The organism is Rhodanobacter sp. Col0626 (genome assembly GCF_049994385.1).
Lineage (GTDB): Bacteria > Pseudomonadota > Gammaproteobacteria > Xanthomonadales > Rhodanobacteraceae > Rhodanobacter.
In genome coordinates, this window is record NZ_CP188260.1 from 2,801,374 (window position 1) to 2,828,352 (window position 26,979).

Consider the following 26,979-nt stretch of genomic DNA (forward strand, 5'->3'; position numbering starts at 1 on the left):
CAGGCACCCTTACCCATCGATGCCCAACCGGAGGTTGCAGAACCCATGACGGAAGAATCGAAAATCGGGAAAGAGAAGCAGGACCACGCCGCCGCGGGAGCCTCCGGCGACACGGCGGCGTTCGGCAAGATCACACGCCGCGAATTCCTCGCGGGCACGGCCACGGCCATCGCCGCGACCGGGTTGATGATCGTGCCCCGCCATGTTTTGGGCGGGATTGGCCATACGCCGCCCAGCGACCGATTGAACATTGCCGGCATTGGCGTCGGCGGCATGGGCATGAACAACATCCGTGCCCTGGCCGGTGAGAACATCGTCGCCCTGTGCGACGTGGACTGGCACTACACAGAGAAGAGCTTTCGCGGGATGTTCGACGGCCTGGGGAAAGCGCATGCGCGCCTCGACAAGGCCCAGACCGCCGGAGAGCGCCGGGAGCTGCAGGACCAGATCAAGCAGACCGGGCTGCTTTCGCGCAAATTCGATTCGATCAAGCGTTATACCGACTACCGCCGGATGCTCGAACAGCAGAAGGACATCGACGCCGTGGTGATCGCGACGCCGGACCATCTGCATGCGGTGATCGCCAGCGCGGCGATGAGCCATGGCAAGCATGTATACGTGCAGAAGCCGCTCACCTGGTCGATTGACGAGGCCCGCACGCTCGCCAGGAAGGCCAAGGACAACCCCAAGATCGTCACGCAGATGGGAAACCAGGGCCACTCGACCGACGATGCCCGGCTGATCAACGAGTACATCGCGGCCGGGGCGATCGGCAACGTGAGCGAAGTCCACGTCTGGACGAACCGTCCGCTTGCCTATTGGCCGCAGGGAATTCCACGCCCGCAAGCCAGGCCGAGGCCGGACGACGCGAGCTGGAACGAAGAAGCGGTGATGGATCGGCTTGCCAATGCCATGGTCGGCAACTATCCGAAGCCGGAAGGGCTCGCATGGGATCTCTTCCTCGGCCCCGGCCCCGTCGTCGACTACCACCCTGTGTATCACCCGTTCAACTGGCGCGGGTGGGTGGATTGGGGCGTGGGTGCCATCGGCGACATGGGGGCGCACCTGATCGATTCTCCGTTCTGGTCGCTGGACCTGGGTTTTCCGACAGCCGTGGAGACCGTCTCGACGCCCTTCAACAACGCGTCGTATCCCATGGCGACGATGACGTACTACGAGTTCCCGGCACGCGGCAGCAGGCCGCCGGTGAAGCTCACTTGGTATGACGGCGCGTTGCTGCCTCCCGGGTTGCAGGCGTTGGGTGCGGGGCAGATGAGCAAGGACGGCGGCGTCCTCTACGTCGGTGACAAGGGCAAGCTGATCCACGAAACGTACGGCGCCAACCCGCGCCTGTTGCCGCAGTCACTGCATGATTCGGTGGGCACGCCCCCGCAAAAGTACGCGCGCATCAAGACATCGCACGAGATGAACTGGGTGGATGCCTGCAAGGGGCGGGTGGAAGCGTCGTCGCCGTTCGCGTACGCCGCGCGGCTGACGGAGGTCATGTTGCTGGGCGTCGTGTCCCTTCGCGCGGGCGGCAGGATCGAGTACGACGCGGAGAACATGCGCATCACCAATGCGCCGTCAGCCAACCAGTTCCTGCGTCGCGAGTATCGCGAAGGTTGGGCCGTCTAGGATAGAAACCGCGAAACCGGGGAAACCTCAGACTCTGACCTCTGTTTTTTGACGATGCGACGTAACCCTGCGCGCGTACCAGCGAAGTCATAGATGGCCAATGCATTCGGCCATGAAAGAGCACTTCGGGACGACTCCGGGGGGCGTCGTCAATCCTTTGCGTCCTGGTCGAGGAAACGCCCATGAAAAAACTACTTTTTGGCATCAGTGCACTACCCATGATGATCGCCACCGCAGTCGCCGCGCAGGGAAATGCGAACAGAGGGGACGCCCCGACTTTCATCGTGACGGCGTCAAACACCGCTCACAATGAACTCATGATCTATGACACGCAGGGTGCACTGCTGAGACAGATTCCGACCGGCGGTGCGGGAGGTGTCAGCGGTAATGCGGGCGGCATCACGCAAAACCATGACCGGCTGGCTGTCGTCAATTTTGGATCGGGCAATGTGACCGTGTTCGACAAGAACTTCGCGCATGGTGGCCTGCGCTTCGAGAAAGTCGTGCCGGCGCTCGCGAACCCGGTAAGTGTCGTGTTCGGCGCGGATCACCTATACATCCTTACTACCGAGTACGTGGAATCCCACCGCATCGACAACAACGGCGTGAGCCCGATTGCCGACGGCCACGCGGCCCTGGTGATCGGCGACGGTTCCGCCGCCCAGGTGGGAAAACTGCGTGGTGAACTGGTCATCAGCGAAAAGAGCAATGCCATCGAAACCGTGAACCTGGACAGGTTTGGCAGGATCACCGGCCGCACCAGGCTGGCGGCGAATATTCCCGCTAACGTGAATGCGCCCTTCGGCCTGGCGACGCGTGGCGACGACGCCTATGTGACCATCGCCCATGCCAACGAAATCAGCCTGGTTCGAAACGATGCCATCGTAACCATCACCGGCTCGGGCACCCAGTCCGCGCCGTGCTGGGTGACTCTTGATGGCCCGTTCCTGTTCTCCGCGAACTCGCCGAGCCGTTCGGTTTCCCGTTATGCGGTGTACGGGAAGAAGATCATCCAGGACGCAGCCGTGGTTGCCACGTTCAATGGTGATCCGACCGATATCGCCTATCGCGACGATGTGGCAGCCGTGATCGACGCCAATGGCACGGTTTCGCACGTATCGATTTTCAAGGTCGACGGCGACGGTGACTTCACCCTGCATGGCCTTGCCACCATCAACAACCTCGCCACCAATGGCGTCGCCGTCTTGCATGAGGACGATGACAACCATTGAAGGTTCAACGCCGCTCCACTGCGTTGGCGTCATTCACGCCTTGAGCTGGAGGGCTTGATCACGCCCCATCGGATGATGGGGCGTGACTCAAAGGAGCCCGTCAAACCCGGGCCATCTCAGGTTGTCCCGCTCCGCTTTGGATCGGACGCTGCCACTTCCCCGCTCCTGTCTCTTCTATTAGCCACCAAACCGCCATAGACTTTGCCTTTACCGGTCCGGGAGGCACGGTGAACAAGCGAAGGTTGGCAACCGGGATCGAAGATCGGGCAGCGCCGCCGGTGTTCATCAGCTATGCGACCGACGATCGTGCTGAGGCGTTGAAGGTCTGCAACGCGATCGAACGCCGTGGAATTCAGTGCTGGATTTCCATGCGTGATGTGCCGCCCGGCGCGAACTACCAGGAGGCGATCGTGCAATCGCTTCGCACCGCGCGCGCACTGGTCCTCGTCTTCTCGGACGCAGCCAACACCAGCGATGAGATCAAGAAGGAACTCTCACTCGCCAGCCGCTACCACGTGCCGGTTATCGCGCTCCGCCTCAAGGACGTCGAGCCGAGCGATGCGTTCGCCTACGAATTGTCCACGCGTCAGTGGATCAACGCAGTTGAAGGCTGGGACAAGTCGATCGGCACACTGGTTGACCGGATCGGACAGATGTCAGGCTCGGTGGCACTAGCTCCCGTGGCTTCCGTAGCTGCCTCCCGACGGATGGCTTCCTTGTCGGGCCGCGGGATGGCGATCGCAGCCGCCGGCCTGCTCTCACTGGTTGTGGCGGGCGGAGCCTGGTGGGCACTGCGGCCTCACCAAACCGCAGCTCACAGCATGACGGTTCGTCTGGCGGGATTCCAACTCCTGTCCACTGACTTGCCTGCAACCCTTCGCGATACGGTGGATTCGGAGATCACCGCGGCATTCAACGCCGACGGCGCCGTCGGCGTTTCGACTGCATCAGCCCCGGCGCCGGGCGCAGCGCCCGCCTACGCACTGGCCGGAACGATCCAGCGAGTCGGAGACACGATCCGTGTCATCACTCGCATGACCAACGAGCGCTCCGGCGCAACCTTGTGGTCCAACACTTTCGACTATGCCGGGAATGAAGTTTCAAGGATTCCACGCCACATCGCCGTCGACAGCGGCAATGTGGTCCGTTGCGGACTGTTCGGAGCGTCCACCTATGACAAGCCGCTGCCTGACACAGTCCTCAGGGACTACATGCAATTTTGCCAGGGACACTGGGACCCCAATTTGCGGGAAGGCCGCAAAGCCCTGATTCCCGCGCAACGGGTCGTCGCTGCCGTTCCGGACTTTTCCTGGGGTTGGGCGGCGGTCGCCGGTGCGTACTGGAAAGTGGCAATGAGTGCTGACAACAATCGAATTGCCGACGAGGCACGCGCGAGTGGACGTGAAGCGGCGGACCGCGCGGTCGCTATCGACAGCGGGAACAGCGAGGCCCTGTATATCAAATCCATGCTGGTCGATCGGCGCGACTGGATCGCTCGGGAAAAGCTCTTGAAACGCGCCGTCGCTGCCCGTCGGCTCGATTGCGGATGCGAGCACCATCAATATGGATGGATGCTGGCGAATGTCGGTCGTACGGCCGAAGCCATCGAACAATTGCACCAGGCCGACGACATGCTGGCTCTGTATGTGTATACGCCTTTGACTCTGGCACAAGTGCTCGTCATCGCAGGAAAGCTCGACGAGGCGAAACCCTATTTCGATGCGGCGATCGATCTCGCTCCGAATGCCGACTTCGCGAAACACCTTGCGTCGTACAAGGCAACCGAGATGGGTGACATCAACCTGTTGCTCGACCCGAACGTGTCGTTTTCCGCAGAACTACGCGCGGCCTTGCTGAAAGGATATCGCGCACGGGCGTCGCAGAATTCCGACGCCAAGGCGCAAGCAGTCCAGGCCCTGCTTGCGCTGACCGAAGACCAGCAGACCGAAGCGGTCGCGAGGCTGCTCGCAGAGCTCGGCGCGAACCACGAAGCTCTCCAGATCGCGACCCGGATAGCGACGACGCAGGAATATCCGGGGCCATCGCTCTTCTGGGATCGGAGCATGCGCGGAACATTGGCCGATCCGGGCTTCCCGGCGGTAGCCACGCAATTAGGACTGTTCAGATATTGGACAACGACTCACACCAAGCCCGACGTCTGTGACGAAAAGGACCCGCCACCGTTCTGCCGGATGATTTGACACCGTAAGCATTCCCAAAAAGGTGTCAGGGACAATTTGAATGTTTCGGAAACCGGGACCCGTGGGAAACCGGGACGGAAACCCTCTCCGACGGCGACCTGAAAGCCATCCGAACCTACCTTCAACAACAACGAGCCCTTGGCCAGGATGACTTCCGCGCGATGGTCGAAATCAAGACCAAACGCTTCGCTAACGTCAGGCCAGCACATCGTCCACCCCGCGACAATTCAAACAGTTGTAAGTGAACCTGACCCCGTTTTGGAACCTACCTGCAACAACAGCGGGCCTTGGGCCGAGATGACTTCCGCGCAATGGTCGAGGCCAAGACCAAGCGCTTCGCTGGCGTCAGACCCGCGCATCGACCACAGCGCGACCATCACAATTCAAACGGCTGTAAGTGAACCGGACCCCGTTTTTGAACTTCCTGCGCCGCCTCAAGTCGATGAAGGAGCCTGCCCGACGCCCTGTCCGGGCCATCGACGGGAGACCCATCTTGAACAGGATGCATCTGAAAGTGGGCGGCGCCCTGCTGCTGGCCGTGACGTTCGGCCAGGCCACGGCCACCGAAGCCAGCCACACCGCCACGCCGCAGCGCATGCCGGACAGCTATGCGCAAGCGGCGAAGCTGATCGACCTCGGCCATGGCCGCCAGCTCAACCTGCGCTGCATGGGAAGCGGGCCGCAGACCGTCCTGCTGGAGGCCGGCGCGCTCGCCGATTCCTCCACGTGGTTCAAGGTGCAGCCGCTGCTGGCCGCCCACGCGCGCGTCTGCGCATACGACCGGGCCGGCTTCGGCTTCAGCAGCGAGGGGCCGTTGCCGCGGAATCTCGACGCCGACGTGTCAGATCTGCACGCGCTGATCCAGCGTGCCGGCCTTGCGACCCCGCTGGTGATGGTGGGCCATTCGCTGGGCAGCAGCATCGTTCGCCAATACGCGAGCCGCTATCCGGCGGACGTGAGTGCGATGGTCCTGCTCGATCCGCCCGCGCAGGACATCGGCCGGTTTGCCCCCGGCTGGCAGAAAGACGAGGACACCCTCTCGGTGCAACGGTTCGCCTTTCTGCACCAGTGTGAGGCTGCCGCCGAAGAGCACAAGTTGCCATCCGCCGACAAGGACCTGAGCCAATGTCTCGGCGAGCCCGATCCGCACGCCAGCGCCAGGCTCAACGCGGTGAACCTGGCCTTGATGTCGAAGCCTGCGTACTGGCACACCGTGCTGTCGGTGCTGCAAACCAATCCCGCAGTTTTCAAGCCGCCGGTGTCAGCGCAGGAGACGCACGGCTCGACGCCTCTGATCGTGCTGTCCGCCGCCAACACCTATGCCGACGCCCTGCCGCGCGACCGCAAGGGGCTGGAAGAAGCTCGCGCCTACACGCAGGCGCAGATCGTCGCCACGTCCTCACGCGGCACGCTGGTGCACGTCCCGGATACCTCGCACGACATCCAGATTGATCAGCCAGAAGCGGTGGTTACGGCGGTCGAGCAGGCCCTGCGGATGAAAAGGTAAAAGGTGTCAGGGACAATTTGAAGGTTGCGTTGGCCGCCCTACGGGTCGCGCGGCAGCAAATCGACCGGTTCTGGATTCAACCCACGCGCGGAAACGATCCGTCCCCAGTGCCTTTTGCTGTTGCAGATAGCCACGGATCTCGCTGACAAGCGCGTCTGGGAGCGCCTCAGCAAACAAGGTCCGGTACGCCTCGGCACGAATGGCCGGGTCAGCACCCAGTGCAAGATATTCGGCATGAGCGGTCAACAGCGAATCCGCGCGGCCGTCAGCGTTGGCGCCATAGCTCGACCAGGAATAATCACCCGGTTGAGCCACCATCCAGGCGCGAACCGGATTGAGCTCGATATAGCGGCTGCAGGCCAGGAAGTAGCTCCCTGAATCCACCAGACAAGCCTTGTAGCGCCCTTCCCACAGCGTCCCCGTCCGTCCATGCCGCCCGTTGAACGAGCCCACGTAGTTGCGCGCAAAAGTATGCATCAGCCGCGACACCGAACCCGCCTCGACAGGCGTCAGCAGCAGGTGCACGTGGTTGCTCATGAGCACATACGCATGCAGTTTGCAGTCAAAGCGCAACAGCGCCTGCCGCAGGCATTGCAGGTAGCGCTGGCGATCCTCGCCGTCCAGAAAACACGGCAGACGATTGTTACCCCGCTGCACCACATGCTGCGGAACGCCGGGCAGTTCGAAACGCGGAAGTCGGGCCATATCCCTCAGGATCGCTCACCGCCCTGTCCTCAACCATCAGCGCAAGCCGTACCCAACCCTCATCCCACACCCATTCCGCCGTCTGAAATTGTCCCTGACACCTTTTTCCGTGGAAAACCGGCGAAAGCGTCCAAGACTCAGGATTAAATGAACCTGACCCCTTTGTTGTGTCCTCAACCATCAGCGCAAGCCGTACCTCACCCTCATCCCACACCCATTCCGCCGTCAGAAATTGTCCCTGACACCTTTTCTCATTTCGTCGGAAATTGTCCCTGACACCTTTTTCAGGGGTGACCCAGGAGTGATGAATCCGAGGAACAGGCGATTTAACTTCCCCCGTCCCGTTTTCGCCACAGACATCGAGTAGAGCACCGATTCGCTTCATATCGGCTTCCCCGGCAGGCATGTGGCACGCTAAGTCGCAGAAGCCAACCACAGGGGAATCGACATGGAAGCGTCCGCACTCACGTTCGCCTCGCTGGACGAGCGCATCGAAGCGATGCCTGAACACCCGTCCTATCAAATTATGCCTACCCGCCGTGTGCAGCTCGGTAATGCGCTTATTGCTGTTTCGGGCATATCGGCGCTGCTCCTCGGGAGGATTTCGTCCCATGCACCGTGGGCGGTGTTCGTGATGCTGGCGCTGCTGGCCATCGAAATCGGCGGATTGATCGTCGTGGTCACCGCCCAGTTGCCAAGCCTCAAGCTTGGCTTCGCCAATCAACGCCTGGAGTACGCCGAAACCCTAGACTTCGACATGCCGCACCACGACGACCTGATCTCCTGGCTACGCTCGTTCCCACGGGAGCGTCTCGACGCGATGAACTCGTTCGCCAGTCACCGGGCCGAACGCTTTCGTAGCAAGCTGCCGTTGTTGACTGGCGGCGTCGAGAAGCTCGGCGCTCTGCCAGTCCTCGTCGCCCTGGTGGTCCAGTTCAAGGATATGCACTGGCCGCCGCATCCCAGCTGGATGCAGATCGCCCTGTTCGCTGGACTCATGTTTTTCTACTGGCTGTGCATGCTGATGCTCAGCCAGCGATTCCGGCTGGAGCTTTACGGCGCTCTCTTGAGGAAAGCGCTTGAGACAGGCGATCTCGAAACACCGAGTGACTGAATATGATCTCGTTGCAACAATGGTGTTAGGGACAATTAACTAGCTATGACAGACACCTGAAAATTGTCCCTGACACCTTTTCCGGTGTCAGGCCAGCACATCGTCCACCCCGCGACAATTCAAACAGTTGTAAGTGAACCTGACCCCGTTTTGGCAGCGGCCCCGCAAGACCTTGATCCACTCGGATCAAGGAGCTCAGTATGGAAGCGACGCTTGGCGGCGGTTCTGCAAGGCCAATCACCTCGAGCCGAGCATGAGTAGGCGCGCAAACTGCTGGGACAATGCCGTAGCAGAGTCCTTCTTCGGCAGTCTGAAAAAGGAACGCATCAAGAAGCGCATCTACGCTGACCGAGAGACTGCGACTCTGGACGTGTCCGAGTACATCGATGGCTTCTACAATCCGACACGTCGCCACAGTCATCTCGGTGGCATCAGTCCGATTGAGTTCGAAGCGGCACATCGAAGCCGCCGATCAGGTGTCCACTAAATCCTGGTAACTCCAACCTGACCCCGTTTTTTTGGTCGGTTACGAGATGTCCGATACTTGGCGAAACAAGTCAGAAGCACGAGCACCCGCGTTTCTCAAAATATCCAAAACGTAGTTTCTATTATTCTCAAACCGTATCTTCTGCGATTCCCCAGATACTACCTTCCTTTCAATTTCACTAGCTCGTTGAAGCAAAGCACTTGTCAACGCATCAAGTACCTCAAAACGGTAGTCACCGCGATCAGTAAGCTCTCGTATCAGCGAGACCGCATCTGCACGATATGTATTTGTCGTGCTAGGCATGGTCGAAAGTAGCAAGTCATGAAGCCCGTGAAGTAAGTCCAATAGATATGCTTCTTTTGAAGCAGAAGCTTTACCCTTAGCAAGAAAGAGCTCCTTAGCGGCCGCAGACAATTCGTCATAGGCCTGATCAAACTCCCTGTTCTTCGATCGATTTATGCCGTTGATTACGTAACCTTCAGCCTTCCTTTCACCCCACAACACATCCTCACCCGGAAACTCCTTCAAAGCGTTGAGCGCAACCTCAATGACCCCTGGGCCAAATGAAGCATCTCGCTCGCACTGATACCAGAGATCGAATAGAACATGTTTCCGAGCCCCCTTCTGATACGCTTGAGCAAAGAGTTTTCGAGCTTCACCAATTCCGGCTGGATCCGTTTCACATATCATCCGAGCCTTGAATAGTAGTAAATCAGGATGATTCTTCTGCGTCTTTAGAGCCGCATCAATCGTCTGACGCGCTGCGGAGATGTCACGATTTCTTAGCGCCAGAGCCTGCGAAATAGCGATCGCAACATCCTTGTTGTGATCCTGTGACGTCCTAGCCTTAACCTTTGATCTCGCCTCTCGAATCTTTCTTTCTAATGCAACATGGTCTCCGGCGAGCTCGTTTCGTTTGGAAATAACCAAAAGCGCGGTCGAGACACCAACATCAAATCGTGGTTCAGATTGAATGATCTTTGGCGCATTGACGATGAATAGGGACTGCAACTCATCAAGCGCATCCTCTAAGCCGATCTCTAAGAGTCCACTTGCACTCATAAGTTCTGATTTGGAACACTCACCCATGAAAGCCAAGCACAACAATACTCGCATCGCTGGACGAGAAAGGTGTTCAATTTCCCGCCCTAGGACAGCATTGCGCGCGTCGTCACCCGAATGCCCCTTCCAATCGTCAATAGCCCGACGCAGATTATTGCCTCGCCGCACCACTCTGAGAATTGAATCTGTAAGTAGCGGCGAGCCTTTTGTAGCCTCGGCCAACAAATCAACACCATTTTTTGGCAGCGTAACGCTGTATCTAGTAGCTAAAATTTCGACCAGATCGGCATACTCATCTCCTTCCAAGCCTTTAAGGGTAATCGCTGCACTTGAAGAGTACGAGGCATTCGAGCGCGTCGTCAAAAGGAACCGCACACCGTCTGAACCTGCTTGCTGTGCAAATTCTAAGGCACGCCTTTGATCATTCGGCTCAAGAGAATCAACATCGTCCAAGACGAATAGCGTGGCATACGTGGAAACCCCGCTACGAACCATTTGACTCAATTCAGCATCCGATGCCTCACTCAACTCGCCGTCTAGATACCCAACATTTCTACCTATAGCTACGAGCATGGTTCGAAAACAGTTGAAATGAGTTTCTGGCATCGTTCTCCAGAGATTTTCAAATCCCGAGAATTGGCGTTTCTTGGCCGTCAACCAAACAATTCTCTCGATACTCAGCGGAGCCATGTAGGCTACTTGTGTGGCGAATTCGTACCCAACGGATGTCTTTCCTTTCCCACCCTCACCCGCTATGACTTTAGCGTATTGGAATTGGTCGTTGAGCCACGCCCATAGTTCGGTGAGCACATCTGTACGCCCTACAAACTTCGTACAGATTACATCTCTGCTGGGAAGATTGTGGTCTAGGCGAGCGCCTGACCGCTTTTCGAGTACGAGGCGCCCAAGCTCTCCAGCCACTTTATCGAGCGTTCGATCACTGAGTACAAGTTGCCAATCAACCATCTCGGTTGCTAGCGTACTTTTGTCACCCTGCCTAACTGCAACATTTCCCGCATCAAAGGCGTACTTGCCTTTGCTTATCTCAGGCCCTCTCCTTTTGAATCGATTTGGATCGCTGAGTTTTCTCTTAGGTATGCAAATAACACCTATCTTTATCGAGTCTGATATTTCATATTCTTCGTATGTGAAAAATATTTCACAGGTCAGCCAAGATTCGACCTTTCCACGAAGCAACTGCATATTAAAAGGGGTGCCGCTAATACCGGACACATGGTATCGAACGTCTTTCTCGACTTCAGCAATCCCGAATACGATGAATCCCCCATATGTATTGTAGAAGGAAGCAATATCTTTGACTGCTTCCGCCATCGATTCAGCATCGTCCGAATACCCATCTCTTTTGAAATCAAGACAAAAGGACTCGGTGGCACAAAAATCGCCTTCAGAGAATTTGGCCAGAATTTCATCTGGCAGGCGACCTTTCTCCACGGCACGAGCGGCCGAAACTATCCATTCCATTAAAATTCCCCCTTACTTTTTCTAATTCATAACGAGCAGTCTCAGAGCGATTTTCCAAAACCCTACTTCGTTAGCACGTGGCGTATGACGGTGCGCTCACTGCGAGGCCTAACCATCCTGCATCAGCCATACGCGCCTGTCCTCGAGTTGACAACGAATCGGACTACATATTCCTCCGATACTCCCCCCCCACCTCGTACAACGCATGACTAATCTGCCCCAACGAGTTGTACTTAACTGCCTCCATCAACTGCTCAAACACATTCTTCCGCTCCCGCGCCGTGTTCTGCAGTGTACGCAAGCTCTCCGGCACCAGTGAGTTCCGCGCCTCCCCATACGTCTTCACATTGGCAATCTGCGCCCCCTTCTCTTCAGGGGTAGACCGGATCAACTCGATCTCGGTAGCAATCTCCCCACCATGATCCTTCGGAAGGAAAGTGTTGACGCCAATCAACGGCAACGAGCCATCGTGCTTCTTGTGCTCGTAATACATCGACTCGTCCTGGATCTTGCCGCGCTGGTACATCGTGTCCATCGCCCCCAGCACCCCGCCCCGCTCGCTGATCGCCTCGAACTCCTTGTACACCGCTTCCTCGACCAGGTCGGTCAGCGTGTCGACCACGTAGCTGCCCTGCCACGGGTTCTCGTTGAAGTTGAGGCCGAGCTCCTTGTTGATGATCATCTGGATCGCCACCGCGCGGCGCACGCTTTCCTCGGTGGGCGTGGTGATGGCTTCGTCGTAGGCGTTGGTGTGCAGCGAGTTGCAGTTGTCGAACAGCGCGTACATCGCCTGCAAGGTGGTGCGGATGTCGTTGAACTGGATTTCCTGCGCGTGCAGCGAGCGGCCTGAAGTCTGGATGTGGTACTTCATCATCTGGCTTCTGCTGCTTGCGCCATAGCGCTCGCGCATGGCGCGCGCCCAGATGCGACGGGCGACACGGCCGATGACGGTGTACTCCGGGTCCATGCCGTTGGAGAAGAAGAACGACAGGTTGGGCGCGAAGTCGTCCACGCTCATGCCGCGCGCGAGGTAGTACTCGACGATGGTGAAGCCGTTGCTGAGGGTGAAGGCAAGCTGGCTGATCGGGTTGGCGCCGGCTTCGGCGATGTGATAACCGGAGATGCTTACCGAGTAGAAGTTGCGCACCTTGTGGTCGACGAAGTACTGCTGTATGTCGCCCATCATGCGCAGCGCGAATTCGGTCGAGAAGATGCAGGTGTTCTGCGCCTGGTCTTCCTTGAAGATGTCGGCCTGCACGGTGCCGCGCACCGCCTGCAGGGTTTCGGTCTTGATGCGCGCGTAGGTTTCGGCATCCACCAGCTCGTCGCCGGAGACGCCGAGCAGGCCCAGGCCGAGGCCTTCGTTGCCCTTGGGCAGGCCGCCGAGGTATTGCGGGCGTGGCTTGTCGTTGTAGAGCGCGGCGATCTTCTTTTCGGCGGCGGCCCAGCGCGCGTCGTCGGCGCGCAGGTACTTCTCGACGTTCTGGTCGATCGCGGTGTTCATGAACATCGCCAGGATCATCGGCGCGGGGCCGTTGATGGTCATGGAGACGGAGGTGCTGGGCGCGCTCAAGTCGAAGCCGGAGTACAGCTTCTTCATGTCATCGAGTGTGGCGATGTTGACGCCGGAGTTGCCGATCTTGCCGTAGATGTCCGGGCGCGGCGCGGGGTCTTCGCCGTACAGGGTGACGGAATCGAACGCGGTGGACAGGCGCGTGGCGGCGCCGCCCTGGCTGAGGTAATGGAAGCGACGATTGGTGCGCTCGGGCGTGCCTTCGCCGGCAAACATGCGGGTGGGATCCTCGCCGCTACGGCGATACGGATACACACCGCCGGTGTACGGGTAATGGCCCGGCAGGTTCTCGCGGCCGAGGAAGCTGACCAGCTCGCCCCAGTCCTTCGACTTCGGCGGGGCGACTTTCGGGATCTTCTGATGGCTCAGCGAGTCGCGGTAGTTGTCGACGCGGATGACCTTGTCGCGCACCTTGTATTCGTTGACGTCGGCGGTGACGGAGTTGTACAGCGCCGGCCACTCGCGCAGCTGCTGGATGGCTTCGTGGGTGAGTTCTTTCAGGGCGGCGTTGTAGCGTTGGCGGAGGAGGAGCAGGCTGCGGTCGACCACATGCTTTTCTGTGGGAGCGGCTTCAGCCGCGACGCTTTCGCCCTGCCCGGTCGCGACTGAAGTCGCTCCCACAGGGACGGTGAGGTGCAAATCGGCGTTGCGGTACAGCTCCAGCGGGCGCGGCAGCTTGTCGTCGCCGAGCTCCTTCAGCGCCTCGTAGTAATGCTGCGCCTTGCTGGCGTATTCGGCCTGATGCGCGATGCCGCTGTTGATGCTGCGGCCCTGCTCGGCGATCTCAGCGAGGTAGCGCACGCGGGCGCCGGGAATCAGCACGGTGGCACGCGGCGACTTCAGCGTGGTGTCGAGTTGAGGCGACCACGACTCGGCCGGCAGCTTGAGCTTGTCGCGCATCAGGCGGCACAGGTTGGTGAACATCCAGGTCACGCCCGGATCGTTGAACTGGCTGGCGATGGTGGGGTACACCGGCACGTCTTCGTCTTTCAGCGAGAACGCGGTGCGGTTGCGTTTCCACTGCTTGCGCACGTCGCGCAGCGCATCCTCGGCGCCGCGTTTGTCGAACTTGTTGAGCACCACGAGCTCGGCGAAGTCGATCATGTCGATCTTCTCCAACTGGCTGGCGGCGCCGTATTCGCTGGTCATCACGTAGACCGGGAAGTCGACCAGGTCGACGATCTCCGAATCGCTCTGGCCGATGCCGGCGGTTTCGACGATGACCAGGTCGTACGGCTGGCTCTTCAGGAAATCGATGCAGTCGTGTAGCACGATGCTGGTGGCGGCGTGCTGGCGGCGGGTGGCCATCGAGCGCATGTAGACGCGATGGCTGCGCAGGGAGTTCATGCGGATGCGATCGCCCAGCAACGCACCACCGGAACGGCGGCGGGTTGGGTCGACCGCGAGCACGGCGATGCGCATGTGGGGGAATGCATGGAGGAAGCGCAGCAGCAGTTCGTCCACCACGCTCGACTTGCCGGCGCCGCCGGTGCCGGTAAGGCCGAGCACGGGCGTGTGCTTGCCGGCGAGCTTCCACTGCTTGCGCTGGTGCTCGAGTTCGGTGTCGCTGAGCTTGCCTTCCTCGATCGCCGAGAGCATGTGGCCGATCGAGATCTCGTCGTCGATATCGACCTTGGGCACAGCTGTGGTTTCAGACTCGGCGCGCTTCGTCGCGGCGCTGCCGGCGCGATGCATCACGTCCTCGATCATCTCGGTGAGGCCGAGCTTCATGCCGTCGTTCGGGTGGTAGATGCGCTCGACGCCGTAGGCCTGCAGCTCGCGGATCTCTTCCGGCGTGATGGTGCCGCCGCCGCCGCCGAACACGCGGATATGGCCGGCGCCACGCTCGCGCAGCATGTCGACCATGTACTTGAAGTACTCGACGTGGCCGCCCTGGTAGGACGACAGCGCGATGGCGTCGGCGTCTTCCTGCAGCGCGGCGCGCACCACGTCTTCGACCGAGCGGTTGTGGCCGAGGTGGATCACCTCCGCGCCCTGCGACTGGATGATGCGGCGCATGATGTTGATCGCCGCATCGTGGCCATCGAACAGGCTGGCCGCGGTGACAAAACGCAGCGGGGTGGTTTCGGCCTGTGTGGCGCCGGCGGGGACGTGCTTGGCGGGGGAACTCATGGCAACTCCGACATCGTGTGCTTGAACCCCTCGATTCTAGTGGATCGACGGCAGGCACGCGGTACCGGCTGCGTACTTCGGCGTACGGCGCACCTCTTGTAGGAGCGACTTCAGTCGCGATGCCTTGTCATCTGTCGGGTTTTCACGGTCAAAAGCATCGCGACTGAAGTCGCTCCTACAGGGACCGGTCGTGTGTATTCGCTGGTTTCATAAGCACAGCGCCAGGTTCGGGCTTCCTATCACGCGCGTGCCGACTTCTTCACCGCGCACGAAGGCCAGCGCGGCCTCGATCACTTCAGGCGCGTCGAGCACGCGGCGATGCCCCAGGCCCTGCGTGGTGAACAGGCGCGCGCCGGGCCAGTACTGGGCGTAGCGCTCGCCCTCGCCCCAAGGCACGTCCGTATCGTCGAGATCGTGCACGATCAAGGCGGGCTGGCCCAGCGCGGGAAGATGGCGATGCACCTGCAACTGCTCGACGCTCACACCGGTACGGCGCAGCAACCATGCGTAGAACGGCTGGCGCAGGTGTTCGCCCAGGTGCACGAAGCGGAAGAAGCGGCCGGCGGCGGCAGCCATGTCGGCGGCGGGCGCGACCAGGATCAGTTTGCGCGCACGCCAGCTTTCATCCTGCGCCAGCGTCACCGCGGCTCCGCCCAACGAATGGCCGATCGCCAGCGCGGCGTCACCGTAGTGCTGGCCGATCGCGCGGATCGTGGTGACGAATTCCGGCAGCGTACACAGCTTGCCGCTGCTGTGGCCGTGGCCGGGCTGGTCAAACGTGACCACCGCAAACCCCAGCTCGCGCAATTTCGCCACCCATGGCAGGAAGCGCAGGCCGAAGCTGGACCAGCCATGCGCCAGCAGCGCATACGGCTGCGTCGACGGATCGCCCCACACGTAGGTGGCGATGGTTTCGCGGTTGACCTGCAGTTCGCCGCGCTGCATGTCGGCATCGCCTTGCACCGCCTGTGCGCGGCTGCGGCTGCTGGCAAACGGCGTGGCGAACAGCCGTGCGGCACGGTTCACCGTGCGCTTGGGTGCCAGCCGGCCGCCCAGCGCGAAACCGGCACGCACGCTGCCGAGCTTGAAACGGGCGGCGAAACCGGGACGACTCATGATGGTGGGGGATTTGGAGGACATCGGGTTTCCTCAGGATTGCCAGCTGTGCCACAGGCGCTCGAAGGCCGCCGTGGTGCGGCGGCTTGCCTCGTCGAATCCGAACAGCCCGCCGTCGTGGTGCAGGCCGAGCATCAACGCGTAGATTTCGAAGGCAAGCTGGGCGGCGTCGATGCGCGCTCCCAGATGACCTTCCTGTACGGCCTGGCCAACCGCCTTCTGCAGCTCGCCACGCCAACCGGCCTGCTGATGCACCACGCCGTCGTGCAGCGCGCCGTCGCGGCCGTCGTACTCGCTGGCGGCGGACAGCAGCACGCAACCGCTCTGGTGCTCGCGGCTCCACTCGAACCAGTTCGCCACGATCGCGCGCAGGCGCGGCAGGCCGCGCGGGTGTGCCAGCGCCGGTATCAGCACCTTGGTCATGAAGCGTTGGCGGCCGCTGTCGAGCACGGCCAGCTGCAATTCCTCGCGGGAACCGAAATGGGCGAATACGCCGCTCTTGGACATGCCGACGTCGATTGCCAGAGTGCCGATCGACAAGCCTTCGAGGCCTTCGTTGCGGGCCAGTGCGTAGGCGTGTTCGAGGATCGTTTCACGGGTCGAGGCACGTTTGCTGGGTTGGGTCGCCGTAGTCATAAATCAAAAATAGCACGATCGTTCGTTTTATTTCAAGCGCATGGCCCGAACCTGAACAAGCGACCCCGGCGGCGTCAACAGTTTTCCGTGCGTCCCGTTTTCTGTTCTGCCTGCCGCCTGTTGCGGCTCTGAGGGAGACCACCATGAAGAACGCGCTGCCGCTCAAGCTGGCCCTGTTGGCCGGACTCGGCCTGACCTTCGCTGGCGTGACTTACGCGCCGCCCGCCGCAGCCCAGGTTTCGGTGGGCGTTGGCGTGCGCGTCGGCCCGCCGCCGCCGCGCTTCGAGCGCGTGCCACCACCGCGTCGCGGATATGCATGGGCGCCGGGTTACTGGCGCTGGGACGGGCATCGCCACCTCTGGGCCGGCGGGCATTGGGTCCAGGCGCGCCCCGGCTACCGTTACGCGCCGGCGCGCTGGGTACACGGGCGGCGCGGCTGGCGTTTTCATGACGGCTACTGGCGCCACTGACCTCCATACGCCCGTGGCTTGTTGCGCCGCGTCAGCAACCCGCCCAATGACGTATTAAACTTGACGCTTTGGTTCATCGCCCCGGCTTCGGTCGGGGCGATGAGTTTCAGGCGTTTTCATCACCCTCTGGCGGATTCCCGCTGTCCCCTCCGCCGCCCATCTGTCGATGCCCATCGGCACCGTAAATCATGGAGTCACCGTTCCAATGATCTTTGAAACCATCGCCAACACGGGTCACGAAGAAGTCGTCTTCTGCCACAACAAGGACGCCGGCCTGAAGGCCATCATCGCGATCCACAACACGGTGCTGGGCCCTGCGCTCGGCGGTCTGCGCATGTGGCCGTACAAGACCGAGCAGGAAGCGGTGAACGACGTGCTGCGCCTGTCGCGCGGCATGACGTTCAAGAACGCGGTGGCCGGCCTGAACCTGGGCGGCGGCAAGGCGGTGATCATTGGCGATCCGAGCAAGGACAAGTCCGAGGCGCTGTTCCGCGCGTTCGGTCGCTTCGTCAACTCGTTGAACGGCCGCTACATCACCGCCGAAGACGTCGGCATCGACGTCAACGACATGGAATACGTGTTCCGCGAAACCGAGTACGTCACCGGCGTGCACCAGGTGCACGGCGGCTCGGGCGACCCGTCGCCGTTCACCGCCTACGGCACCCTGCAGGGCCTGATGGCCGCGCTGCAGTTCAAGCACGGCAACGAGGACGTGGGCAAGTACAGCTACGCCGTGCAGGGTTGCGGCCACGTCGGCGGCGAGTACATCAAGCTGCTGCGCGAACAGGGCGCCAAGGTGTTCGTCACCGACATCAACAAGGAAGCGGTGCAGCGCTGCGTGGATGAGCTGGGTTGCGAAGCGGTGGGCCTGGACGAGATCTACGACGTCGACGCCGACGTGTACTCGCCGTGCGCGCTGGGTGGCACCGTCAACGAGCAGACCATCGATCGCATCAAGGCCAAGATCATCTGCGGCCCGGCCAACAACCAGCTGGCCACCGACGAGATCGGCGACGAGCTGCAGCGTCGCGGCGTGCTGTATGCGCCAGACTACGCGGTCAACGCCGGCGGCGTGATGAACGTGTCGCTGGAGATCGACGGTTACAACCGCGAGCGCGCGATGCGCATGATGCGCACGATCTATTACAACCTGGGCCGCATCTTCGAGATCAGCAAGAACGAGGGTATCCCGACCTACAAGGCCGCCGACCGCCTCGCCGAGGAGCGCATCAACGCCATCGGCAAGATCAAACTGGCCCACATGGGCAATGGCGGCACCCGCTTCCAGGGTCGCATGCGCGGCCAGTAAGCAAAGCGCCGCACGCAACGAGCCGCCAGGAGGGTCTCTGGCGGCTCGTTCGTTTGTGTTGCCGGAACACCGGGCATGGCGGACGCGGGCATTGATTCTGCTACACTTCCGCACGATTATTCGTAGATAAGCCATTGCCCTGAAAGGGCAAGGTCACCAGGGGCCCGCTTCGCGGGAAGACCGGCTCAGCCCGGTCGGCAAGGTCGAAACCCTCGGTTTCGAAAAACACAGGGGTTGCCGGTTTCGGTGCCATCGGGCCCGGTGCAGGCGCCCCCAAGCATATGCATGGAACGGGCAGGCGAACGAGTTATGAGCACGATGATGGCAGCAGGGATCAGCGACGAGAACATTCTGGACAGGCTCAGGGAAGTGCTTCACGACACCTTCGAGATCGATCCGGCGCGCGTCACTCCTTCGGCGCATCTGTTCACGGAACTGGAACTGGACAGCATCGATGCCGTGGATCTGGCGATCCAGGTGCAGGAAATGACCGGCATGCGCATCAAGCCCGAGGATTTCAAGAGCGTGCGCACCGTTGGCGACGTGGTCGCCACCGTGCACACCCTGCTCGCTCGTTGACGTTGCCCGGCTGTACCCATGCCAGCCACGGTTGAACGCTTCGCCCCCTGCGCACTGATACCTATCTACAACCACAAGGACACGATCGCCCGCACCGTGCAGACGCTGCGCGCGCACGGCTTGCCCGTGATGATCGTGGACGATGGCAGCAATGCGGCAACCCGCAGCGTGCTCGATGCGCTGGCCGACGGGTCGGACGATATTCACCTGCTGCGCCTGCCGCACAACCAGGGCAAGGGCCGCGCGCTCACCACCGGACTGCTGGCCGCGCGCGACAAGGGCTACACGCATGCGCTGCAGATCGATGCCGACGGCCAGCACGACACCGCCGATGTGCCGCGATTCATCGCCGAGGCACGGGCAAACCCGTTCGCCATGATCTGCGGCCGTGCCGTGTACGACGACAGCGTGCCGCGCGCGCGGCTCTACGGCCGCTACCTCACCCATGTCTGCGTGTGGATGGAAACGCTGTCGCTGGCGATCGACGATTCGATGTGCGGCTATCGCCTGTACCCGCTGTCGACGACCTGCGCCGAGATCGCCCGGGCGCCGCTGCCGGCGCGGATGGATTTCGATACCGAGATCGCGGTGCGCCTGTGCTGGCGCGGCGTGCCGGTGCGCAACCTGCCGACCCGTGTGATCTATCCGGAAAACGGGTTGTCCCATTTCCGCATGCTGCACGACAACCTGCGCATCACCGCGATGCACACGCGGCTGTTGCTCGGCATGTTGCCGCGCGCGCCTGGCCTGCTGTGGCGGCACTATCGGCGGGAACCCGCATGCGCCGCCTGATCGCCGCCCCGCGCCTGTCGCGGCGTCCGGCCGGCGCCGCATCTGCGGCTTCGCCATGGTCCGATGCCATGATTCCCCCCACTTTCAGGAAACCGCAGCCATGAAGCGCGTGGTGATCACCGGCATGGGCGGCATCACCGCGCTCGGCCACGACTGGGCCCGGATCGAGGCGCGCCTGCGCGAAGGCCGCAATGTGGTGCGGCGCATGCACGAGTGGGACTACTTCGACGCGCTGAACGGCCGGCTCGGTTGCCCGGTGGATGACTTCATCCTTCCCCCCTGGCCCCGCCGGCTCACCCGCTCGATGGGTCGCGTGGCGCAACTCGCCGTGGCCGCCAGCGAACATGCGCTGCGCGATGCGGGCCTGCTTGACGACGAGGCGATCCGCGATGGTCGCATGGGCGTGGCCTACGGATCCTCCGGCGGCAGCATCGAGCCGGTGCGTGTGGTTGGCAGGATGCTCGAGACCGGTTCGATGCAGGGCGTCACCGCCACCAGCTACATCCAGATGATGGCGCACACCACGGCGGTGAACGTGGGCGTGTTCTTTGGCCTCAAGGGCCGCATCATTCCCACCTCCAGCGCCTGCACCTCGGGCAGCCAGGCGATCGGCTACGGCTTCGAGGCGATCCAGCACGGCAAGCAGAAACTGATGCTGTGCGGCGGCGCAGAGGAATTGTCCGGCCCCGGCGCAGCGGTGTTCGACACCTTGTTCGCCACCAGCACGCGCAACGACGAACCGGGCCTGACCCCGCGCCCGTTCGACCGCGCGCGCGACGGCCTGGTGGTCGGCGAAGGCGCCACCACCCTGGTGCTGGAGGAGTACGAGCACGCGAAAGCACGCGGCGCCACCATCCACGCCGAAATCGTCGGCTTCGGCTGCAACTCCGATGGCAGCCACATCACCCAGCCGACCCGCGAGACGATGGCGGTGGCGATGCAGCTGGCGCTGGATGACGCGGCACTGCCAGCCAATGCGATCGGTTACGTCAGCGCGCATGGCACGGCGACCGACCGCGGCGACGTGGCGGAGAGCCACGCCACCGCATCGGTACTGGGCGCGCGCGTACCGATCAGTTCGATGAAAAGCTATGTCGGCCACACCCTCGGCGCCTGCGGTGCCCTGGAGGCGTGGTGGGCGATCCGCATGATGCAGGCGGGCTGGTTCGCGCCGACCATCAACCTGCTCGACGTCGACCCCGAATGCGCCGAGCTCGATCACGTCATCGGTAGCGGCCGGCACATCGACACCGACTGCGTGATGAGCAACAACTTTGCCTTCGGCGGCATCAATACCTCGCTCATTTTCAAGGCGTGCGACTGATGTCGGCCGACCTGCTCGATGCGCGAGGCCTGCCGCGAGTGGTGGTGACCGGCATGGGTGTGGTCAGCTGCCTGGGCAACGGTCGTGCCGCCATGCTCGACGCGTTGCGCAACGGACGCAGCGGGCTGCGCGCGATGGACAGCTTTGCCAAACGAGGCCTGACCGCGCGGGTCGGCGGCCCGGTCGACATCAGCGCGCTGGAGGAGCCGCCGCGCAAGTTGCGTCGCTTCCTCGCCGATCCGGCGCTGTACGCCTGGCACGCGATGAGCGAAGCAATCAATCAGGCAGGCCTCTCCGCCGAGGCGTTGCACGAAGACCATTGCGGACTGGTGATCGGCGGCGGCGCCTCGCTCAACGAATACGAATCGGGCTTGAATGCCTATCGCAGCAAGGGCGTCGGCAGGCTGTCGCCGTTCTTCGTATCGCGCGGCATGAGCAGCGCGCTGTCGGCCTGCCTGGCGTATGCGTTCGGCATCCGTGGCGCCAGCATCACGGTGAGTTCGGCGTGCACCAGCGCATCGCTGGCGATCGGCCAGGCGATGGAGCAGATCCAGCTGGGCCGGCTGCAACTGGTGCTGACCGGCGGCAGCGAGGAATTGTTCGAAGGCACTGCCACCTGGTTCGACGCGATGGGCGCACTTTCCCCCGCCAGCGATCGCGAGCCGCAACTCGCGTCGCGGCCTTACGACCTGGATCGCGACGGCTTCGTGCTGGCCGCCGGTGCCGGCGTGCTGGTGCTTGAATCGCTGGCGCATGCGCGGGCGCGCGGCGCCAACGTGCTGGCCGAACTGACCGGCTACGGCGCCAGCACCGATCCCACCAGCATGGTCGGCCCCGGCGCCGATGGCATTGCGCGTGCACTGCGCATGGCGCTGGACCAGGCCGGCAGCGTGCCCGATTACATCAACACCCACGCCTGCTCCACGCCGCTGGGCGACCTCGAGGAATGGCGGGCGATCGAAACGGTATTCGCCGAGCGTCACCTTCCGGTGCCGCCGCTGTCCTCGATCAAGGGGCTTGGCGGGCACGCGCCCGGCGCGGCCGGCGCACTCGATGCCATTGCCTGCCTGCTGATGATGGAACACGGCTTCATCGCGGCCGGCCAGCCGGCGCGCGTTCCCGATCCGGCCTTTGCCGCGGCACCGCTGGTCACGAAGACCCACGCGCGTCGAGTGGACAACGTACTTTCCAACAGCTTCGGTTTTGGCGGCAGCTGCGCCGCGCTGATGTTCCGCCGAATGACGGAGGACACCGCATGATGGCGTTCCGCGTCGAGCAGTGGCGCGCGTGGGCGCCCGGCCGGGACAACCCGCAGGCGTGGCAGGCATGGGCGCATGCGCCGACCGTCGTGCCCGACGGGCAGGAGCAACCGGCATGCGCGTCCCTCCCCGCGATGCAGCGGCGTCGGCTGAGTCGGCTGGCGCGCATGACGATGGAAGTGGCTTCGCCGCTATGTGGTGATGACGAACAGCTGCCATTCGTGTTCGCCTCGCGCCACGGCGAAACGACGCGCACGTTCGCCTTGCTCAGTGATGTAACCGACGAGCAGGCGCTGTCGCCGACCCAGTTCGGCCTGTCGGTGCACAACTCGATCGCCGGGCAGTGGTCGATCCTGCGCGGCCAGCGCGGCGAGTCGGTGGCGATCGCCGGCGAAGCCGACACCTTCGAACACGGCATGCTCGAAGCGGCGGCGCTACTGGTTGCCGGTGCGCCAACGGTGCTGCTGGTGGTCGCCGAGGAAACACCGCCGCCGGCCTACGATCGGTGGATCGCCGATGTCCCGTTCTCTTATGCTGTTGCGCTGCGACTGGGGAGAATCGATTCGCCGGATCACGCGCCGACCGATGCCTGCTGGCAATTGCAGCTGGGCCGGCACGAGGACGACCACGTACCCTGTCCGTGGCCACACGCCCTCGACTTCCTGCGCGCGCTGCAGGTGGGAGAGCATTCAATGGAGCACACATGGAAGGCACGTCGATGGAACTGGCAGCGCACCCGCTGACCCATCGCCGCGACGCGTGGCTGTGGCGGCTGTTCGCCACCGGTGCCAGCTTCGTCTTGTTCGGCGTCGGCGGATTGATCCTGTGCGTGCTGATCCTGCCGCTGCTGGCCGTGTTGCCCGGTGGCGCGACGGCACGGCGGCGGCGTGCACGTGCGGCGATCAACTTTGCGTTCTACCTGCACATGCAGTTCATGTACCGCACGCGGGTGCTGGATTTCCGCATCGAGGGTGCGGAGCGGCTGGGCCAGCCCGGACAGCTCGTCATCGCCAACCATCCCTCGCTGATCGACGTGATCTTCCTGATCTCGCAGATCCGCGATACCAACTGCGTGGTCAAGGCCAGCCTGTGGGACAACCCGTGCATGCGCGGTGCAGTCAGCGCGGCGCAATACATCAGCAACAACGGCAGCCCGGAAATGCTCGAACAGGCCGCCGACGTACTGCGCGCGGGACAGACCCTGGTGATGTTTCCCGAAGGCACACGCACCACGCCTGGACAGGCGCCACGATTCCACCGGGGCGCGGCAGCCATCGCGCTGCGCGGCGCGCGCGTGATCACGCCGGTATTCATTTCGGTCACGCCGACCACGCTGACCAAGGCCGAACCGTGGTATCGCATCCCCGATCGCCGCGTCGTCGTGCTGCTGCGCGTGGGTGAGGACATCGATCCATCGTCATTCAACGACGCGCCGTCGCCGATCGCATCGCGCCGGCTGAACCAGCATCTGCACCAACTTTTCCTCGAGGAGCTCGACCCGTCGTGAACACACCGGACATCACCGTTGGACGCGAGGCGCTGGAGCACGAGATTGCCCAGCTGATCATCGATACGCTGAATCTCGAGCACCTCACCGCGGCCGAGATCCCGGCGGATCAGCCACTGTTCGGCGAAGGCCTGGGGCTGGATTCGGTGGATGCGCTGGAACTGGCATTGGCGCTGCAGAAGCACTACGCCATCCGCATCGAATCAGACGTCAAGGATGCGCGCCGGCATTTCGCCACGATCGCCAGTCTGGCCGCCTTCGTCGAGTCGCAGCGGGCCGCATGCGCCGGTTGATCCCCATCCTGCTGCCGCTGGCGGGGCTGCTGTATCCGTTTGTCGTGTACTTCGGCATGGAAAAGGTATCGCCGCCGATCTTCGCACTGGCACTCGGCGCGATCTGGCTCATACGCGCGCCCAGCCTGTTGCGCCAGCCCGGCGGACGCTGGATGGTCGGTGCCGCGATCGCCTACTGCGCGCTGCTCGCGTTCACCGGCGCGGCCACGTTGCTGCGCTGGTATCCGGTGCTGATCAACGCGCTGCTGCTGGTGGCGTTCGGACTCAGCCTGATCTACGGACCACCCTTCGTCGAACGTATTGCGCGCATGCGCGAGCCGAACCTGCCGCCGGCGGCGGTGCGCTACACGCGCGCCGTGACCTGGATGTGGATCGCGTTTTTTGCGTTCAACGGCAGCATGTCCGCCGCCCTGACGTTGTGGGCACCGCTGGCATGGTGGACGCTGTACAACGGTTTGATCGCCTACTGCATCATGGGCGCGCTGTTTGCCGGCGAGTGGCTGCTGCGCAAGCGCCTGCGCCGGAGCTTCGCGTGAATCCGGCGCACGTCCGCGCGCATCTGGCTGGCCATCCATGGCTGGCCGAAGCGCACGCGGGCAACCGGGGCGCCCTGCTGCTGCTGAACCTGTCGGGCCACGCCGCCTTGCGCCTTCACGGTCGGCACTCGCTGTTGACCACCCTGCAAACCCACCTCGACGCGCACACGCCCCATGCGATGTACCAGCTGCGATTGCTGGATGCGGCACCGGGCGAACTCAGCCCGCCCGCCGTCGATCGATGGCTGGACACATCGCGCCCCGACGGCGCGCTTGCGCTGGCGGAACACGAACACGACGGCCACTGGACGATCAGCCTGCAACTGCCGCTGGAACTGGTGCACTTCGACGATCATTTCCAGCAGGCGCCGGTGTTGCCTGGCGTGTTGCAGGTGGGCTGGGCGCTGGCGCTCGCCGCACCGCGGCTGGGTACCTCGATGCATTGCCGCGAGATGGAGGCGCTGAAGTTCCAGCGCCTGCTGCGTCCGGGCGACCGGGTCGAGCTCGGCCTGCGTTTCGAGTCGGACGACGACGATGCCACCCGTGGCAAGCTGCATTTCTCCTACCACCTCGACGGCGCGCATTGCTCTTCCGGTCGCCTGCGCGTGGAGCGCGCGCATGGCTGACGTCGAGGCGCGCGCGCAACACTGGGCGGCGCAAAAGGAGCGCGGCAGTTTCTGGTTGATGAAACTCACCGCGCTGTCCCTGCGCCGGCTGGGGCGACGGCCGATGACGCCGGTGCTGTACCTGATCGTGCTGTATTTTTTCGTGTCAGGACGGCGCGCGCGGCGCCATGTCCGCCAGTACCAGGCATACCTGGCTGCCTGGAGCGGCCGCACCGACCTGCGGCCCCGGCTGGGCAGCGTGTTCGCCCAGTTCATGGCGTTTGGCGACAGCCTGCTCGATCGCCTGGAAGTATGGCGCGGCTCGCTGCCATTGCATGAAGTGCAGATAGACGACCCCAGCGGCATACGCACACGCCTGTTGAAAAGTCGCCAGGGCGGCCGCGGCGAAATCCTGGTCGGTACGCACCTGGGCAATCTGGACGTCTGCCGCGCACTGGCTGAACTCGGCGAACAGGTGCCACTGAACGTACTGGTGCACACCAACCAGGTCGCGCACTTCAACCGCCTGCAGCACGAAGCGGGAGATCACCAGTTGCGCCTGTTGCAGGTCAGCGAGATGGATGCCGCGCTGATGCTCGAACTGTCGCAACGTCTGGACCGTGGCGAGTGGCTGGCGATCGCCGGCGATCGCGTGCCCCTGCACGAGGGTCGCCGCGTGGTGGTGGATTTCCTCGGCCATCCCGCGGCATTCCCGCAAGGTCCCTGGTTGCTGGCCGGACTGCTGCGTTGCCCGGTCAACCTGATGTGCTGCCTGAAGATCCAGGGGCGTTACCGGATCCTGCTCGAACCGTTCATCGACACGCCGGTGTGGGAACGCAGCCGGCGCGAGGCGATCATCAAGGACTGGACGCAGCGCTACGCCGACCGGCTTGCGCAACTGTGCCTGCTCGCGCCGCGGCAATGGTTCAACTTCCACGCCTACTGGCAGCCACCCGATCCATCCCATCCGCCTGGAGAACCCGATGCGCGCCCGCGGCCTGCTGCACCATGAGATCGAGGTGACCGTGCCGTTCTTCGACGTCGATTCGATGAACGTCGTATGGCACGGGCACTACGTGAAGTACCTGGAAATCGCCCGTTGCGCGCTGCTCGATCGCGTCGGCCATACCTATGCGCAGATGCAGGATTCCGGTTACGTGTGGCCGGTGATCGACGTGCAACTGCGCTACGTGCAGGCGGCGCGTTTCGGCCAGCAGCTGCGCGTGCGCGCGGACCTGGTCGAGTGGCGCAACCGGCTGAAGATCCACTACCTGATCAGCGATGCGCAGACCGGCGCGCGGCTGACCCGCGCAAGCACCGTGCAAGTGGCGGTGGGCCTCGCCGACGGCGCGATGCAGCTGGTTTCTCCGCAGGTCATGGTCGATGCGGTGGAGCGCCACCTGCGATGAAGTACCTACGACC

At 62.6% G+C, this 26,979-nt stretch carries 23 protein-coding genes and 1 pseudogene; 19 read left to right on the forward strand and 5 right to left on the reverse strand.

Translation table 11 applies throughout. The annotated features are described in order from the left end of the window. Positions 1–45 precede the first annotated feature (45 nt). The 4 genes from ACPPVV_RS12135 (at position 46) to ACPPVV_RS12150 (ending at position 6,575) form a co-directional block, all read left to right on the forward strand. The gene (locus ACPPVV_RS12135) at positions 46–1,635 is read left to right on the forward strand and encodes a Gfo/Idh/MocA family protein (protein ID WP_426700148.1); all 1,590 of its coding nucleotides are present in this window, start codon (positions 46–48) and stop codon (positions 1,633–1,635) included. A 218-nt stretch (positions 1,636–1,853) separates the two neighbouring features. Next, positions 1,854–2,867, forward strand: a complete 1,014-nt coding sequence (locus tag ACPPVV_RS12140) for a hypothetical protein (RefSeq protein ID WP_426700149.1) — start codon at positions 1,854–1,856, stop codon at positions 2,865–2,867. Between the two features lie 227 nt (positions 2,868–3,094). Next, the gene (locus ACPPVV_RS12145; RefSeq protein WP_426700150.1) at positions 3,095–5,068 is read left to right on the forward strand and encodes a TIR domain-containing protein; all 1,974 of its coding nucleotides are present in this window, start codon (positions 3,095–3,097) and stop codon (positions 5,066–5,068) included. A 415-nt stretch (positions 5,069–5,483) separates the two neighbouring features. Continuing rightward, positions 5,484–6,575: an alpha/beta fold hydrolase gene (locus ACPPVV_RS12150; protein ID WP_426700151.1), complete on the forward strand. Its 1,092-nt coding sequence runs from the start codon at positions 5,484–5,486 to the stop codon at positions 6,573–6,575. A 6-nt stretch (positions 6,576–6,581) separates the two neighbouring features. Here ACPPVV_RS12150 and ACPPVV_RS12155 read toward each other — a convergent pair whose 3' ends face one another. Further along, positions 6,582–7,280 carry a transposase gene (locus ACPPVV_RS12155; protein ID WP_426700152.1) on the reverse strand — a complete coding sequence of 233 codons (699 nt, stop codon included), beginning with the start codon at positions 7,278–7,280 and terminating at the stop codon, positions 6,582–6,584. Positions 7,281–7,728: 448 nt separating this feature from the next. On the opposite strand from ACPPVV_RS12155, the gene ACPPVV_RS12160 reads away from it, so the two are divergent. Both ACPPVV_RS12160 and ACPPVV_RS12165 read left to right on the forward strand, forming a co-directional pair. Continuing rightward, complete coding sequence (locus ACPPVV_RS12160; RefSeq protein WP_426700153.1) at positions 7,729–8,394, forward strand: hypothetical protein; 666 nt, start codon at positions 7,729–7,731, stop codon at positions 8,392–8,394. Positions 8,395–8,545: 151 nt separating this feature from the next. Further along, a pseudogene (locus ACPPVV_RS12165) lies at positions 8,546–8,881 on the forward strand (IS3 family transposase); the annotation flags it as partial. Between the two features lie 39 nt (positions 8,882–8,920). On the opposite strand, the gene ACPPVV_RS12170 reads toward ACPPVV_RS12165, so the two are convergent. The 4 genes from ACPPVV_RS12170 to ACPPVV_RS12185 all read right to left on the reverse strand — a co-directional run bounded on the left by ACPPVV_RS12170 (position 8,921) and on the right by ACPPVV_RS12185 (position 16,883). Beyond that, positions 8,921–11,425, reverse strand: a complete 2,505-nt coding sequence (locus ACPPVV_RS12170) for an RNA-binding domain-containing protein (RefSeq protein WP_426700154.1) — start codon at positions 11,423–11,425, stop codon at positions 8,921–8,923. Between the two features lie 163 nt (positions 11,426–11,588). Further along, complete coding sequence (locus ACPPVV_RS12175) at positions 11,589–15,131, reverse strand: methylmalonyl-CoA mutase family protein (RefSeq protein WP_426700155.1); 3,543 nt, start codon at positions 15,129–15,131, stop codon at positions 11,589–11,591. Between the two features lie 207 nt (positions 15,132–15,338). Continuing rightward, positions 15,339–16,271 carry an alpha/beta hydrolase gene (locus ACPPVV_RS12180; RefSeq protein WP_426700156.1) on the reverse strand — a complete coding sequence of 311 codons (933 nt, stop codon included), beginning with the start codon at positions 16,269–16,271 and terminating at the stop codon, positions 15,339–15,341. Positions 16,272–16,280: 9 nt separating this feature from the next. Then, positions 16,281–16,883 carry a TetR/AcrR family transcriptional regulator gene (locus tag ACPPVV_RS12185; RefSeq protein ID WP_426700157.1) on the reverse strand — a complete coding sequence of 201 codons (603 nt, stop codon included), beginning with the start codon at positions 16,881–16,883 and terminating at the stop codon, positions 16,281–16,283. A gap of 143 nt (positions 16,884–17,026) precedes the next feature. Between ACPPVV_RS12185 and ACPPVV_RS12190 the strand changes: the two genes are divergently transcribed. From ACPPVV_RS12190 to ACPPVV_RS12250, 13 genes are all read left to right on the forward strand, one after another. After that, on the forward strand, positions 17,027–17,353 hold the full coding sequence (locus ACPPVV_RS12190; protein ID WP_426700158.1) for a YXWGXW repeat-containing protein: 327 nt from the start codon (positions 17,027–17,029) through the stop codon (positions 17,351–17,353). Between the two features lie 205 nt (positions 17,354–17,558). Next, positions 17,559–18,662, forward strand: a complete 1,104-nt coding sequence (locus tag ACPPVV_RS12195; protein ID WP_426700159.1) for a Glu/Leu/Phe/Val dehydrogenase dimerization domain-containing protein — start codon at positions 17,559–17,561, stop codon at positions 18,660–18,662. A gap of 309 nt (positions 18,663–18,971) precedes the next feature. Beyond that, the gene (locus tag ACPPVV_RS12200; RefSeq protein ID WP_426700160.1) at positions 18,972–19,241 is read left to right on the forward strand and encodes an acyl carrier protein; all 270 of its coding nucleotides are present in this window, start codon (positions 18,972–18,974) and stop codon (positions 19,239–19,241) included. 18 nt (positions 19,242–19,259) lie between these two features. Further along, positions 19,260–20,033, forward strand: coding sequence for a glycosyltransferase family 2 protein (locus tag ACPPVV_RS12205; RefSeq protein WP_426700161.1), 774 nt, complete (start codon positions 19,260–19,262; stop codon positions 20,031–20,033). A 100-nt stretch (positions 20,034–20,133) separates the two neighbouring features. Beyond that, complete coding sequence (locus ACPPVV_RS12210) at positions 20,134–21,357, forward strand: beta-ketoacyl-ACP synthase (RefSeq protein ID WP_426700162.1); 1,224 nt, start codon at positions 20,134–20,136, stop codon at positions 21,355–21,357. Continuing rightward, complete coding sequence (locus tag ACPPVV_RS12215) at positions 21,357–22,616, forward strand: beta-ketoacyl-[acyl-carrier-protein] synthase family protein (protein WP_426700163.1); 1,260 nt, start codon at positions 21,357–21,359, stop codon at positions 22,614–22,616. Before ACPPVV_RS12210 ends, ACPPVV_RS12215 begins: the two co-directional genes overlap by 1 nt. Continuing rightward, positions 22,613–23,359, forward strand: a complete 747-nt coding sequence (locus ACPPVV_RS12220; RefSeq protein ID WP_426700164.1) for a beta-ketoacyl synthase chain length factor — start codon at positions 22,613–22,615, stop codon at positions 23,357–23,359. Before ACPPVV_RS12215 ends, ACPPVV_RS12220 begins: the two co-directional genes overlap by 4 nt. Then, complete coding sequence (locus ACPPVV_RS12225; RefSeq protein WP_426700165.1) at positions 23,320–24,123, forward strand: lysophospholipid acyltransferase family protein; 804 nt, start codon at positions 23,320–23,322, stop codon at positions 24,121–24,123. The genes ACPPVV_RS12220 and ACPPVV_RS12225 overlap by 40 nt, the downstream gene beginning before the upstream one ends. Continuing rightward, positions 24,120–24,416: a phosphopantetheine-binding protein gene (locus ACPPVV_RS12230; RefSeq protein ID WP_426700166.1), complete on the forward strand. Its 297-nt coding sequence runs from the start codon at positions 24,120–24,122 to the stop codon at positions 24,414–24,416. Before ACPPVV_RS12225 ends, ACPPVV_RS12230 begins: the two co-directional genes overlap by 4 nt. Beyond that, positions 24,404–24,952 carry a hypothetical protein gene (locus ACPPVV_RS12235; protein ID WP_426700167.1) on the forward strand — a complete coding sequence of 183 codons (549 nt, stop codon included), beginning with the start codon at positions 24,404–24,406 and terminating at the stop codon, positions 24,950–24,952. Before ACPPVV_RS12230 ends, ACPPVV_RS12235 begins: the two co-directional genes overlap by 13 nt. Further along, on the forward strand, positions 24,949–25,578 hold the full coding sequence (locus ACPPVV_RS12240) for a hypothetical protein (RefSeq protein WP_426700168.1): 630 nt from the start codon (positions 24,949–24,951) through the stop codon (positions 25,576–25,578). The genes ACPPVV_RS12235 and ACPPVV_RS12240 overlap by 4 nt, the downstream gene beginning before the upstream one ends. Continuing rightward, a complete protein-coding gene (locus ACPPVV_RS12245) occupies positions 25,571–26,569 on the forward strand; it encodes a glycosyl transferase (RefSeq protein ID WP_426700169.1) in 999 nt (332 codons plus the stop codon). The genes ACPPVV_RS12240 and ACPPVV_RS12245 overlap by 8 nt, the downstream gene beginning before the upstream one ends. Beyond that, the gene (locus tag ACPPVV_RS12250) at positions 26,541–26,966 is read left to right on the forward strand and encodes an acyl-CoA thioesterase (RefSeq protein ID WP_426700170.1); all 426 of its coding nucleotides are present in this window, start codon (positions 26,541–26,543) and stop codon (positions 26,964–26,966) included. The genes ACPPVV_RS12245 and ACPPVV_RS12250 overlap by 29 nt, the downstream gene beginning before the upstream one ends. The last annotated feature ends 13 nt before the right edge of the window (positions 26,967–26,979 follow it).